Origin of the sequence: Mycobacterium sp. UM_11 (assembly GCF_001414075.1) — a bacterium.
Taxonomy (GTDB): Bacteria; Actinomycetota; Actinomycetes; order Mycobacteriales; family Mycobacteriaceae; genus Mycobacterium.
In genome coordinates this window covers 1-13006 of record NZ_LATC01000119.1, presented here as the reverse complement: position 1 = coordinate 13006, position 13006 = coordinate 1, and the positions used below count along the sequence as shown (strand labels likewise).

11 protein-coding genes are annotated in these 13006 nt (G+C 68.9%); 7 read left to right on the top strand and 4 right to left on the bottom strand.

Going from position 1 to position 13006, the window contains the following annotated elements; genetic code table 11:
• Positions 1–85 precede the first annotated feature (85 nt).
• On the bottom strand, positions 86–511 hold the full coding sequence (locus WU80_RS21650; protein ID WP_055405193.1) for a thiol-disulfide oxidoreductase DCC family protein: 426 nt from the start codon (positions 509–511) through the stop codon (positions 86–88).
• A gap of 156 nt (positions 512–667) precedes the next feature.
• Here WU80_RS21650 and WU80_RS21645 point away from each other — a divergent pair, with 156 nt between their 5' ends.
• The 3 genes from WU80_RS21645 to WU80_RS21635 all read left to right on the top strand — a co-directional run bounded on the left by WU80_RS21645 (position 668) and on the right by WU80_RS21635 (position 6140).
• Positions 668–3250 (top strand): ABC transporter ATP-binding protein/permease, encoded by a 2583-nt coding sequence (locus WU80_RS21645; RefSeq protein WP_055405192.1) that lies wholly within the window; start codon positions 668–670, stop codon positions 3248–3250.
• A complete protein-coding gene (locus tag WU80_RS21640) occupies positions 3247–4983 on the top strand; it encodes an ABC transporter ATP-binding protein (RefSeq protein WP_055405191.1) in 1737 nt (578 codons plus the stop codon). Before WU80_RS21645 ends, WU80_RS21640 begins: the two co-directional genes overlap by 4 nt.
• A gap of 80 nt (positions 4984–5063) precedes the next feature.
• The gene (locus WU80_RS21635; protein WP_055405195.1) at positions 5064–6140 is read left to right on the top strand and encodes a phosphotransferase family protein; all 1077 of its coding nucleotides are present in this window, start codon (positions 5064–5066) and stop codon (positions 6138–6140) included.
• Between the two features lie 5 nt (positions 6141–6145).
• Here WU80_RS21635 and WU80_RS21630 read toward each other — a convergent pair whose 3' ends face one another.
• Genes WU80_RS21630 through WU80_RS21620 form a run of 3 tightly spaced genes read right to left on the bottom strand, consistent with a single transcriptional unit; the run spans position 6146 to position 8618 of the window.
• The gene (locus WU80_RS21630; protein ID WP_055405190.1) at positions 6146–6571 is read right to left on the bottom strand and encodes a pyridoxamine 5'-phosphate oxidase family protein; all 426 of its coding nucleotides are present in this window, start codon (positions 6569–6571) and stop codon (positions 6146–6148) included.
• Between the two features lie 43 nt (positions 6572–6614).
• On the bottom strand, positions 6615–7436 hold the full coding sequence (locus WU80_RS21625; protein WP_055405189.1) for a mycofactocin-coupled SDR family oxidoreductase: 822 nt from the start codon (positions 7434–7436) through the stop codon (positions 6615–6617).
• A gap of 9 nt (positions 7437–7445) precedes the next feature.
• The gene (locus tag WU80_RS21620; RefSeq protein WP_055405188.1) at positions 7446–8618 is read right to left on the bottom strand and encodes an acyl-CoA dehydrogenase family protein; all 1173 of its coding nucleotides are present in this window, start codon (positions 8616–8618) and stop codon (positions 7446–7448) included.
• Between the two features lie 113 nt (positions 8619–8731).
• On the opposite strand from WU80_RS21620, the gene fabG reads away from it, so the two are divergent.
• The 4 genes from fabG to WU80_RS21600 form a co-directional block, all read left to right on the top strand.
• Positions 8732–9481, top strand: a complete 750-nt coding sequence (gene fabG, locus WU80_RS21615; protein ID WP_055405194.1) for a 3-oxoacyl-ACP reductase FabG — start codon at positions 8732–8734, stop codon at positions 9479–9481.
• Entirely contained in the window at positions 9478–10698 is a 1221-nt protein-coding gene (locus tag WU80_RS21610) for an acetyl-CoA C-acetyltransferase (protein WP_055405187.1), read from the top strand. Before fabG ends, WU80_RS21610 begins: the two co-directional genes overlap by 4 nt.
• Positions 10695–11888 (top strand): CoA transferase, encoded by a 1194-nt coding sequence (locus WU80_RS21605; protein ID WP_055405186.1) that lies wholly within the window; start codon positions 10695–10697, stop codon positions 11886–11888. The genes WU80_RS21610 and WU80_RS21605 overlap by 4 nt, the downstream gene beginning before the upstream one ends.
• 25 nt (positions 11889–11913) lie before the next feature.
• Positions 11914–13006: acyl-CoA dehydrogenase family protein (locus WU80_RS21600; protein WP_055405839.1), on the top strand; the 1093-nt coding region annotated here is incomplete at its 3' end.

Sequence of the window (13006 nt, the reverse complement as noted above, 5' to 3'; positions counted from 1 at the left end):
GCGTTCCTAGACAGCTCGCACTTCACTCGGAGGTCTTCGTCATGTCACCACGCCACGCCGTCACCAACGTCCGTGGTCAGTACAGCTAGGCGTCCAGGAAGCGGGCGCGAACCTGCGGCGGCGGCAACGGGCACGTGTCGTACTTGCCGAAGACGCGATAGCGGATGCCGGCGAACTTGTCGTAGAGCCAGTCGCGCACCGGAGCCGGAATGATGCGGGCCATTCCGAACAGCTTCCACGGCCCGCCGAGGTAATCCACCACGCGCAGCGCGGCGGCGGATCGGACGGCTACCCGTTCGCCGGGCCGGCCCGGCTCATCGACGAACACCACGGAGTCGACGCCCTCCATGGCCGGGTGCCGAGCGAAGACCGCGCGGGCGTAGTCGCTGTCCAGGGCCGCGAAGCGCAGGGTGCCAGCGCGGTCGAACCGAAGTACCGTGCGCACCGCCGCATTGCACACGCCGCAGACGCCGTCGTAGAGCAACACCGGCGGAACCGATTCACCGCTCACGCCACCAGGCTACCGAGCCGGCTCCGGCCACCCGGGTTTGACCTTTGGTAAGGCAACCCTTAGTTTGTGGGCGGTAGCGTATTCAGCGAAGGGGCCGCCCGCCGGCCCGTTCGTTGACGTCGCCGCGGAGCTGAGCGCCGCGGGAAAGGACCGGTGATGGCGCGCGGACTCTCCGGCGTGATGTTGCGAAGCTTCGGCGCCCGCGACCACACCGCAACCGTGATCGAAACCGTCCAGATCGCACCGCATTTCGTGCGGGTGCGAATGACATCGCCGACCTTGTTCGAAGACGTGGACGCCGAACCCGCGGCCTGGCTGCGGTTCTGGTTCCCGGACCCGGACGGATCCAACACCGAATTCCAGCGCGCCTACACGATTTCCGAGGCCGACGTCCCCGAGGGCCGCTTCGCCGTCGACATCGTGCTGCACGAACCCGCGGGCCCGGCGTCGAAATGGGCACGCACCGTGCAACCCGGCGCCACCATCGCCGTCATGGCGCTGATGGGCTCGTCGCGCTTCGACGCGCCGGACGAACAACCAGCCGGCTACCTGCTGATCGGGGATTCCGCGTCGATCCCGGGGATGAACGGCATCATCGGCGTCGTCCCCGACGAAGTGCCGATCGAGATGTATCTCGAGCAACACGACGACCACGACGTCCTGATACCTATCGCCCAGCATCCCCGATTGCGCGTGCACTGGGTGGTCCGCCATGACGAGAAATCCCTTGCCGCGGCGATCGATAGCCGGGACTGGTCCAACTGGTACGCGTGGGCGACGCCCGAGGCCACCGTGCTCAAGCACGTGCGAACGCGGCTGCGCGACGAATTCGGCTTCCCCAAGTCCGAGGTACACGCCCAGGCCTATTGGAGCGCCGGACGGGCGATGGGCACCCGCCGCAGCGATGGGCCCGAACCCAATGAGATTGCCCCCGAACGAGTTTCATCACCGGAGCCGCACAGTCCGGCGCCCGTCGCCGCGGCGCGCGGCAGCTGGCGAGCCCAGGGTGCCGGCAGATTGCTCGCGCCGCTGCGCTCGGCGCTGATCCTGTCCGGGGTGCTGCAGGCCGTCATCACGCTGGTGCAGCTGGCACCGTTCGTGCTCCTGGTCGAGCTGGCCCGACTGCTGGTTTCCGGGGCGCCGGCCCCACGGCTCTGGGATGTCGGGATCGCGGCCGTCGCGCTGCTGGGAACCGGCACCGTGCTCGGGGCGGCGCTCACGCTGTGGCTGCACGTCGTCGACGCCCGGTTCGCCGCAGACCTGCGTTCCCGCTTGCTGCGCAAGCTGTCTCGGCTGCCACTGGGTTGGTTCACCGCGCGCGGATCCGGCTCGATCAAGCAGCTGCTGCACGACGACACGCTGTCGCTGCACTATCTGGTCACCCACGCGATCCCCGACGCGGTCGCGGCGATCATCGCGCCGCTGGCCGTGCTGGCCTACCTGTTCGCCGTCGACTGGCGGGTGGCGCTAGTGCTGTTCCTGCCCGTCCTGGTGTACCTGGTGCTGACGTCTTCGCTCACCATCCAGTCCGGCCCGCGCATCCCGCAATCACAGCGCTGGGCGGAGAAGATGACCGGCGAGGCCGGCGCCTACCTGGAGGGCCAACCGGTGATCCGCGTCTTCGGCGGGGCGGCCGCATCCAGCTTCCGGCGCCAACTGGACTCCTACATCGAATTCCTCGTCTCCTGGCAGCGGCCGCTGGCGGGCAAGAAGACGCTGATGGATTTGGTCACCCGGCCCTCGACCTTCCTGTGGCTGATCGTGCTCACCGGCACCCTGCTGACCGTGAGCGGCCGAATGGATCCGGTCAATTTGCTGCCATTCCTGTTGCTGGGCACCACATTCGGCGCCCGGCTGCTGGGAATCGCATACGGGGTGGGTGGCATCAGCGCCGGCATGCTGGCCGCCCGCCGCCTGCAGAACGCCCTCGACGAGCCCGAACTCGACGTCTGCGGGCACGACCAGTCCGGCGATCGGTCGGCGACCGTGGAATTCGACGACGTCGGCTTCGGCTACCGCCCGGGCGTCCCGGTGATCCAGAACGTGTCGTTGGCGCTGCGGCCCGGCACCGTCACCGCCCTCGTCGGCCCGTCGGGCTCCGGGAAGTCGACGCTGGCCGCTCTGTTGGCCCGGTTCCACGACGTCGAAGGGGGCTCGATACGCGTTGGGGGCCGCGACATCCGGTCGATGACCGCCGATGAGCTCTACGCGAACGTCGGGTTCGTCCTGCAGGAGACGCAACTGGTGCACGGCACCGTCGCCGACAACATCGCGCTGGCCGTCCCCGATGCCAGCGCGACCCAGATTCAGGAGGCGGCGCGCCGAGCGCGAATCCACGACCGCATCATGCGACTGCCGGACGGCTACGACACCGTGCTGGGCGCGGGCAGCGGCTTTTCCGGTGGGGAGCGGCAACGGCTCACGATCGCCCGCGCGATCCTGGCGGACACGCCGGTGCTCATTCTCGACGAGGCCACCGCGTTCGCCGACCCGGAATCGGAATACCTTGTGCAGCAGGCGCTCAACCGGCTGACGCGGGATCGCACCGTGCTGGTGATCGCCCACCGATTGCACACCGTCACCGGCGCCGACCAGATCGTCGTGCTCGACCACGGGCGGATCTCCGAACGCGGCACGCACGAGGAGTTGCTGGCCGCCGACGGCCGCTACCGACGGCTCTGGGAGGGCGGCCGACGAGACCCGGTCGCGGCCAGCCCGGCTCGGGAGGGGGCGCGATGATCCGCACGTGGTTACACCTGGTGCCGGCGGATCGCCGCGCCAGGGTCAGCGCCTACACCGTGCTCGCGCTGCTCTCCGTGGTGGTCCGCGCGGCGGCCGCGGTGCTGCTGGTGCCATTGGTGGGCGCGCTGTTCGGCGACGCCCCGCACCACGCGCTGGGGTGGCTGGGCTGGCTCACCGCCGCCACCGTGCTCGGATGGGTGATCGACACCGCGACGGCACGCATCGGCTTCGACCTGGGGTTCGCCGTGCTCGATCACAGCCAGCACGACGTGGCGGACCGGTTGCCTTCGGTGCGGCTGGACTGGTTCACCGCCGAGCACACCGCGACGGCACGGCAGGCGATCGCCGCGACCGGTCCCGAACTGGTCGGCCTCGTCGTCAACCTGCTGACGCCGCTGACCTCCGCCATCCTGCTGCCCGCCGCCATCGGGCTGACGTTGCTCCCTATCTCGTGGCAGCTCGGCGTGGCCGCGCTGGGCGGGGTGCCGCTGCTGCTGGGTGCGTTGTGGGCGTCGTCGCGACTGGCGCGGCGCGCCGACGCCGCCGCCGACGAAGCCAACAGCGCGCTCACCGAACGGATCATCGAATTCGCGCGCACCCAGCAGGCGTTGCGGGCCGCCCGGCGGGTCGAGCCGGCGCGCAGCCTGGTCGGCGACGCGCTGGCCGCGCAGCGCGGGGCGACCATGCGGTTACTGGCCATGCAGATTCCCGGCCAGCTGTTGTTCAGCCTGGCCAGCCAGCTCTCGCTCATCCTGCTGGCGGGGGCGACCGCGGCGCTGACCATCAACAAGACGGTCACCGTGCCCGAGGCCATCGCGTTGATCGTCGTCATCGTGCGCTACCTGGAGCCGTTCACCACGATCAGCGAACTGGCGCCGGCCCTGGAAAGCACCCGCGCCACGCTCGGCCGCATCCGCTCGGTCCTCACGGCGCCGGTGCTGAACGCCGGGTCCGCCAGGCTGCCCGCCGCGACGGCGCCAAGGATCGAATTCGACGACGTCACGTTCGGCTACGACGGCGCGACCGCCCCGGTGCTGGACGGGGTGAGCTTCAGCTTGGCGGCGGGCAGCACGACGGCGATCGTCGGACCGTCAGGATCGGGCAAGAGCACCATCCTGGCGCTGATCGCCGGGCTGCACGAGCCGACCCGCGGCCGGGTCCTGATCGACGGTGTCGACGCGGCGACGCTGGACGCCGAATCGCGGCGGGCGGCCAGCAGCGTGGTGTTCCAGCACCCCTACCTGTTCCACGGGTCGATCCGGGACAACGTGTTAGCCGGGCATCCCGGCGCCGACGCAGAGCAGTTCACGCGGGCCGTGGCGCTGGCCCGCGTCGACGAACTCATCGGCCGGCTGCCCGAGGGCGCCGACACGATCGTCGGCGAAGCGGGCTCCGCGTTGTCCGGTGGCGAACGCCAGCGGGTCAGCATCGCCCGGGCGCTGCTCAAACCGGCGCCCACGCTGTTGGTCGACGAGGCCACCAGCGCCCTGGACACCGAAAACGAGGCGGCGGTGGTCGACGCACTCACGCTCGACCCGCGGTCGCGCACCCAGGTGATCGTCGCGCACCGGTTGGCCAGCATCAGCCACGCCGACCGAGTCCTGTTCCTCGATGGCGGTCGAGTTGTCGAGGACGGAACGGTCGACGAATTGCTTGCGGCGGGTGGGCGTTTCGACGAGTTCTGGCGGCAGCAGCACGAGGCCGCCGACTGGCGGGTCGGCTCCGGCTAGGTCTTGACCGCGGCTCTTGCGGTATGCCTTACAGTTTGTCAGTCGGGCAAGGCGGCCCGGTTACAGGAGGCGTGCTGTTCATGAGTGCTGTGGTGTCGATTCCGCGGTATCCGGGCGACGTGACACCGGAGTGGTTGTCGAACGCGCTCAGTGGGGGCGGCGCACCCGTCGAGGTTGCCGACGTCGACGTGGTCGCGATCGGCACCGGGCAGACGGGTGCGACCTACCGGGTGACCGCCCGCTACGCCGGGAGCCCCGGTGACCTGCCCCAGACCTTCGTCATCAAGTTGCCCGCCCAGGACGACACCGTCCGCGATCGGGTCGTCATCGGATATCGCAGCGAGTGCGCGTTCTACGCGTCCGTGGCCGGCCGGGTGCGGGTGCCAACGCCGCGGTGCTACTACTCGGAGATCTCCGAGGACGCAATGGATTTCGCCTTGCTCCTCGCCGATCAAGCGCCCGCCGTGCAGGGCGACCAGCTCGCCGGTTGCGGGCAGCGCGAAGCGCGGCTCGCGGTCACCGCGCTCGCCGGCTTGCACGCGCCCAGCTGGTGCGATCCGTTCTGGCTCGATTTCCCTGGCATCGCGTTCGGCCGACCCGACGAGGCGGGCGCCGGCGGCATGGGCGAGGTGGCGAAGATGAGCGCCGACATCACCCTCGACAAACTGGGCGATCGGATGAGCGCCGAAGACCGCGATACCTTCAGTGCGGCAATGGGATTGGTCACCCCGTGGCTGATGACCGAGTATGACCGGTTCGCCCTGCTGCACGGTGACTACCGCCTGGACAACCTGCTGTTCGATCCGGACCGAACCCGGGTCAGCGTGGTCGACTGGCAGACGCTCGGGGTGGGTCTACCGGCCAGGGATCTCGCCTACTTCACCGCCACCAGCCTCGATTCGGCGCTGCGCGCGAGCATCGAAGGGGGTCTGGTCACCGACTATCATCGCGCCTTGACGACGTCGGGGGTCGCCGACTACGACCGCGAAACGTGTTGGCGCGATTACCGTCTCGGGTTGTTGCAGGCACCCCTGATCTCGGCGCTGGGGTTCGCGTTCGCCGCCGCGACCGACCGTGGTGACGACATGGTGCTGACCATGCTCACCCGCGGCTGCCAAGCGATCCGTGAGCTCGGGACGCTGGACCTGATCGGCTGAGACCTCTACAGGTCGCCGGTGAAGTCCGCGCTCAGCCAGCGGTCGGGGCGGATGGTGTACATCACCTCTTCCACCCCCTCCATGCTGCGGACGAACGCCCGCCCGCCCTCCTCGCCGAGGTAGCGGATGGCGATGGCCTCCTGGACGTCGTGGGGAGCGGGATTGGTGATGTCGACGATCGAGCCCTCGACCACCACGTACTGATACGGCGGCTCCTCGCGCTGGACGACGAGCGTCACCGCCCCGGCCCGCTCGATGAGCCGCGTCTTGCGACTCGACGCCCCGGTCATGATCCGGATGTCCCCACCCGGCGTGTAGTCGTACCAGATCGGGACGCTGGCCGGGGGCCGGCCGTCGGCCGCGACGGACAACACGGCGACGTGCTTGCCGGCCAGAAACTCCTGACGTTCGCTCTCGGTGAAGGCTTTCATGTGGCCTGCAATCGCCGCTCGCGGGAATCTATTCCCACGCCGGTCAGTACTGCGTGGAGCCCTGATCGACCGGGATCCGCGCGGCGGTGATCTTGCGGGACTCGTCGCTGGCCAGCCAGCAGACCGTGTCGGCGATCTCCTCCGGCTCGGCGACCCAGTCGGGCAGGAACGGCGTGAGCACGCTGGACAGCTGCGGGTTGGTCTCCATGGCCTTGCCCACCGCCGCGACCATGTCGCCCGTGCCCATCGGCGTGTTCACCGGCCCGGGATGAACGCTGTTGACCCGGATCGAATGCTTGCCCAGCTCGGCGGCGAAGGCGCGCGCCATCCCGGTGACGGCGTGCTTGCTGGCGGTGTAGTGCACCATGAACGGCTGCATCTTCATCCCGGCCGCGGAACTGATCAGGATGATCGAGCCGCCGCGGCCCCCTTCGATGATCTTGTCCGCGCCGGCCATCACGGTGTTCCACGTGCCGGTCACGTTGATGTCCATCACGTCGCGGAAGTCCTGCGGCGTGATGTCGTTCCAGGCCTGCGGGGCGGCGACGCCGGCATTGGCGACGATGATGTCCAGCCGCCCGAACGCGGCGACGCCGTCGTCGACGGCCTGGCGAAGCGCCTCGAAGTCGCGGGTGTCCACGACCGAGGCGACGATCCGGCGGCCCGTTTCCTTAACCAGCCGAACGGTCTCGGCCAGGTCGTCGGGGCTCGCCGGGTCGTACGGGACACAGGACGGAAGCTTGCCGGCGATGTCGACGGCGATGATGTCGGCGCCCTCCCGCGCCAGCCGAACCGCGTGCGCCCGGCCCTGACCGCGGGCCGCCCCGGTGATGAATGCCACTCGGCCTGCGAGCTTGCCGCCCATAGTTGCTCCTTATCGCTGCGCCGCTTTGACGAGGTTGGACCCGATGATCAGGCGTTGAATCTCGCTGGTGCCCTCATACAGTCGTAGCAGCCGCACGTCGCGGTAGATGCGCTCGACCGGGACCCCGTGCATGTAACCGCTGCCGCCGTGGATCTGCACCGCGAGGTCCGCCACGTTGCCGGCCATTTCGGTGCAGAACAGCTTGGCCGCGGACGGCGCGACCCGGCGGTCCTCGCCGGTAACCCACTGCCGCGCGGCGTCGCGCACCAGCGCCCGGCCGGCCAGCACGCCGGTCTGCTGGTCGGCGAGCATCGCCTGGACCAACTGGAAGCTTCCGATCGGCGTCCCACCCTGCGTCGCGGTGGCCGCGTAGCCGACCGATTCGTCGAGCGCCCGCTGGGCGGCGCCGACGGCGAGGGCGGCGATGTGCACCCGTCCGCGCGCCAGCGACGTCATCGCCGCTCGATACCCGATGTCCTCGCTACCACCGACCAGCGCGCCGTCATCGACCCGGACGTCGTCGAAGCTGACGTCGGCGGTCCACGCGCCCTCCTGGCCCATCTTGGCGTCCTTGGCGCCGACTTCGACGCCGTCGGCGTGCGCGGGCACCAGGAACACGGCTATCCCGGGTCCCCGGTCGTCGGCCGGCCGGGTGCGCGCGAACACCACGAACAGGTCGGCGACGGGCGCGTTGGTGATGAAGCGCTTCTGCCCGGAGATCACCCAATCATCCCCGTCACGAACGGCTTTGGTGCGCAGGCCGGCCGGGTTGGAGCCGGCGCCGGGCTCGGTCAGCGCGAACGAGGCGACGACGTCGCCGGTCGCGATCGCCTCCAGCCAGCGGGATTTCTGTTCGTCGGTGCCGAAGCCGACCAGCACCTGTCCGGCGATGCCGTTGTTGGTGCCGAACATCGACCGCAGCGCCAGCGAGGTGTAGCCCAGCTCCATCGCCAGCTCGACGTCTTGCATGAGATTGAGGCCCAGGCCGCCCCACTCCTGGGGAATCGCGTAGCCGAACAGCCCCATCTTCTTCGCCTCGTCGCGGAGGTCGTCCGGCACGCGATCGGAGTCGAGGATCTCCTGCTCGCGGGGAACGACGGCGCTGCGGACGAATTGCCGTGTCTGGGCAAGGATCTCGCGAAAATCTTCGTCGCTGACTTCCGCGGATTCGGTGGCTGCCATTGGCTGCACGCTCCTCTCCTGGTCGGGGAGACCCCGGTTCAGAGCAGGATCCTATATCAAATATGATATTTGCCCTGAGGGTGTCCGGCGGCGGCTACGACAGTGAAGGATGTGTGACCCAGGTGGGGTTGTTGGCAGGTCAGACGGCGGTAATCACGGGCGGAGCGCAAGGGCTGGGGCTGGCCATCGCGGAGCGCTTCGTCGCCGAGGGCGCGCGGGTTGTGCTCGGCGACGTCAATCTCGAAGCGACGCAAGCGGTGGCCAAACAGCTCGGCGGTGATGACGTCGCCGTCGCGGTCCAATGCGATGTCACGCAGGCATCCGACGTCGAAAAACTGATCCAAACCGCGGTCGAGCGTTTCGGCGGGCTGGACATCATGGTCAACAACGCGGGCATCACCCGGGACGCGACGATGCGCAAGATGACCGAGGAGCAGTTCGATCAGGTCATCGCCGTGCATTTGAAGGGAACCTGGAACGGCACCCGATTGGCGGCCGCGGTCATGCGGGAAAACAAGCGGGGCGCGATCATCAACATGTCGTCGGTGTCGGGCAAGGTCGGCATGGTCGGGCAGACCAACTACTCGGCTGCCAAGGCCGGCATCGTCGGCATGACCAAGGCGGCCGCCAAGGAGCTGGCCTACTTGGGCGTCCGGGTGAACGCGATCGCCCCCGGCTTGATCCGCTCGGCGATGACCGAGGCTATGCCGCAACGTATTTGGGATTCGAAGGTCGCCGAGGTGCCGATGGGCCGGGCCGGTGAGCCCAGCGAAGTCGCCAGCGTGGCGCTGTTCCTGGCGTCCGACCTGTCGTCCTACATGACCGGCACCGTCATGGAGATCACCGGCGGCCGACACCTATGAGCGCGCTACGCGAAGCCGTTATCTGTGAACCGGTCCGCACGCCGATCGGCCGCTACGGCGGCATGTTCTCCTCGCTGACGGCCGTCGACCTGGGCGTCACCGCCCTGAAGGGGTTGCTCGAGCGGACCGGGCTGGCGCCCGACGCGGTGCAGGACGTGATCCTCGGCCACTGCTATCCCAACAGCGATGCCCCGGCGATCGGGCGCGTCGTGGCGCTGGACGCCGGCCTGCCGGTGACGGTGCCCGGCATGCAAGTCGACCGGCGTTGCGGGTCGGGCCTGCAGGCGGTGATCCAGGCGTGCCTGCAGGTGGGCAGCGGCGATCAGGATCTGGTGGTCGCCGGCGGCTGCGAGAGCATGAGCAATGTCGCGTTCTATTCCACCGACATGCGTTGGGGCGGCGCGCGAAGCGGGGTCCAGGTGCACGACGGGCTGGCCCGCGGACGCACCACCGCCGGCGGCCGTCACCACCCGGTCCCCGGCGGCATGCTGGAGACGGCGGAGAATCTGCGTCGCCAGTACGGCATTCCGCGGTTGGAACAGGACGAACTCGCCGTGCGGTCACACCAGCGGGCCGTGGCCGCGCAGAAGGACGGGGTTCTCGCCGAGGAGATCATCCCGGTCACCGTCCGCACGCGCCACGGTGAAGAACTGATCGACACCGACGAACATCCGCGCGCCGACACCTCGGTCGAGTCGCTGGGCAAGCTCAAACCCGTTCTGCTCAAGCAGGATTCGGAAGCCACCGTCACCGCCGGCAACGCCAGCGGCCAAAACGACGCGGCGTCGATGTGCGTGGTGACCACACCCGAGAAGGCCGCCGAATACGGTCTGACCCCGCTGGTCCGCCTGGTGTCATGGGGGCTGGCGGGAGTGGCGCCCCACGTCATGGGCATCGGGCCCGTACCGGCGACCGAGGCGGCGCTGCGCAAGGCCGGCCTGCGGCTGTCCGACATCGACCTGATCGAACTCAACGAAGCCTTTGCCGCTCAAGCGCTTGCGGTGATGCGGGAGTGGAATTTCGGCGCGGCCGACCACGAGCGGACGAACGTGCACGGATCCGGCATCTCGTTAGGCCATCCCGTCGGCGCGACGGGTGGGCGGATGCTGGCCTCACTGGCGCGCGAGCTCAACCGCCGCGAGGCGCGCTACGGGCTGGAGACTATGTGCATCGGCGGCGGCCAGGGCCTGGCCGCGGTGTTCGAGCGGGTGACGTGACCGGTCCCCTGGGCGGACTCACCGTCGTCGAGGTGTCCAGCTTCGTCGCCGCCCCGCTGTGTGGCATGACGCTGAGTCAGCTTGGCGCGGAGGTGATCCGGATCGATCCGATCGGCGGCGCGTCCGACGTGCAGCGGTGGCCGCTGGCGGCCGACGGCACCTCGATCTACTGGACCGGGCTGAACAAGGGCAAGCGTTCGGCCACCATCGATTTGCGCTCTCCCGACGGGCAGGAACTGGTCGCGCGGCTCATCGTCGAGGGCGACGGCGTGGTGGTGACCAACGCCGCCGGCCTGTCCTGGCTCAGCCACGAGGCGTTGGCCGACAAGCGTTCCGACGTCATCCACGTGCAGCTGCTCGGGCGTGGCGACGGTTCCACCGGGGTGGATTACACGGTCAACGCCGGGATCGGATTCCCGCTCGTCACCGGCCCCGCCGGGCACGCCGGCCCGATCAACCACGTGTTGCCGGCCTGGGACGTGTGCTGCGGCCTGTACGCCGCCCTGGCCGTCGTCACCGCGGTCCGCCGCCGAGACGAATCCGGTGCCGGTGCGCGGATCAGCCTGGCCCTCGAGGACGTCGCGCTGGCCACCGCCGGAAACCTGGGGCTGTTGACCGAGCCGCAGATCACCGGCACGCAGCGCGAGCGCCTGGGCAACGCCATCTATGGCCAGTACGGGCAGGACTTCGTCGCCCGTGACGGCGCCCGGTTCATGGTTGTCACCTTGACCCGCAGGCACTTTCGCGACCTGGTCGACGTGACCGGCACCGGCGTCGCGGTGACCGCGCTCGCCGATGCGCTGGGTGTCGACTTCGGTTCGGAGGGCGACCGCTACCGATACCGCGACGTGCTGTCCGGGTTGTTCGCCACCTGGTTCGGCGACCACTCGGCCGACGAGGTCACCGCCGCGCTCTCGGGCACAACGGTGTTGTTCGAGCGGTACCGCACCTTCGCCGAGGTCGCGGCGGGCCCGAAGGTAACCGACAACCCGCTGTTTTCCCCACTGCGGCAGGAAGGCCTGGGTGAGTACCTGGCCCCCGGGCTGCCGGTCGCGTTCGACGGCGTGCATCCCGCCGGCGCGCCCGCGCCCGCGTTGGGGCAGGACACGGCCGAGGTTCTCGAGCGCCGGTTGGGATTGACCACCGCCGACATCGAACGCCTGGCGAAGGCGAAGACCATCGCTTGCTGAGCAAGCCCGGACCGAAAGACAGCGCATGACCAAGCTCGCTCAGACCCTCGGGCTGACCGAATTCCAGACCGAAATCGTCGCTACGGTACGGCAATTCGCCGAGAAGGAGGTGATCCCCAACGCCGCGGAGCTCGAACGCGGCGACACCTACCCGCAGGACATCGTCGACCGGATGCGCGACATGGGCCTGTTCGGCCTGATGATTCCGCAGGAGTACGGCGGGCTGGGGGAGTCGCTGCTCACCTATGCGCTGTGTGTGGAAGAGCTCGCGCGTGGCTGGATGAGCGTGTCCGGCGTGCTCAACACCCACTTCATCGTGGCTTACATGCTGCGCCAACACGGCACCGAAGCGCAGCAGCAGCGGTTCCTGCCGCGGATGGCGACCGGCGAAGCGCGGGGCGCTTTTTCGATGTCGGAGCCGGAACTCGGGTCCGACGTCGCCGCGATTCGGACCCGGGCGGTACGCGGCCCGGACGGCGACTACACCATCAACGGCCAGAAGATGTGGCTGACCAACGGCGGAAGCTCCACGCTCATCGCGGTGCTGGTGCGCACCGACGAGGGTGCCGACAAGCCGCACCGAAATCTGACCGCCTTCCTGGTCGAGAAGCCAACGGGATTCGGTGAAGTCGCGCCGGGCTTGGTCATCCCCGGCAAGATCGACAAGCTGGGCTACAAGGGCATCGACACCACCGAACTGATCTTCGACGGCTACCGGGCCAGCGCCGACGACGTTTTGGGTGGCACCCCGGGGCAGGGCTTCTTCCAGATGATGGACGGCATCGAGGTCGGCCGGGTCAACGTGTCGGCGCGGGCGTGTGGTGTCGGCATCCGCGCCTTCGAGCTCGCGGTCCGCTATGCGCAACAACGGCACACCTTCGGCAAGCCCATCGCCGAGCACCAGGCCATTGCCTTCCAGCTCGCCGAGATGGCCACCAAAGTCGAAGCCGCACACCTGATGATGGTGAACGCGGCGCGGCTGAAGGACTCGGGGGAGCGCAACGACGTCGCCGCCGGGATGGCCAAGTATCTGTGCAGCGAGTATTGCACCGAGGTCACGCAGCAGAGCTTCCGAATCCACGGCGGCTACGGCTATTCCTGTCTCTTATACACATCTG

Excerpts from the sequence above, each read along its gene's own strand:
- WU80_RS21610 (WP_055405187.1), top strand. The coding sequence starts at position 9,478 with ATGAGCGCGCTACGCGAAGCCGTTATCTGTGAACCGGTCCGCACGCCG.
- WU80_RS21645 (WP_055405192.1), top strand. The coding sequence starts at position 668 with ATGGCGCGCGGACTCTCCGGCGTGATGTTGCGAAGCTTCGGCGCCCGC.
- WU80_RS21635 (WP_055405195.1), top strand. The coding sequence starts at position 5,064 with ATGAGTGCTGTGGTGTCGATTCCGCGGTATCCGGGCGACGTGACACCG.
- WU80_RS21620 (WP_055405188.1), bottom strand. The coding sequence starts at position 8,618 with ATGGCAGCCACCGAATCCGCGGAAGTCAGCGACGAAGATTTTCGCGAG.
- WU80_RS21640 (WP_055405191.1), top strand. The coding sequence starts at position 3,247 with ATGATCCGCACGTGGTTACACCTGGTGCCGGCGGATCGCCGCGCCAGG.
- WU80_RS21630 (WP_055405190.1), bottom strand. The coding sequence starts at position 6,571 with ATGAAAGCCTTCACCGAGAGCGAACGTCAGGAGTTTCTGGCCGGCAAG.
- WU80_RS21625 (WP_055405189.1), bottom strand. The coding sequence starts at position 7,436 with ATGGGCGGCAAGCTCGCAGGCCGAGTGGCATTCATCACCGGGGCGGCC.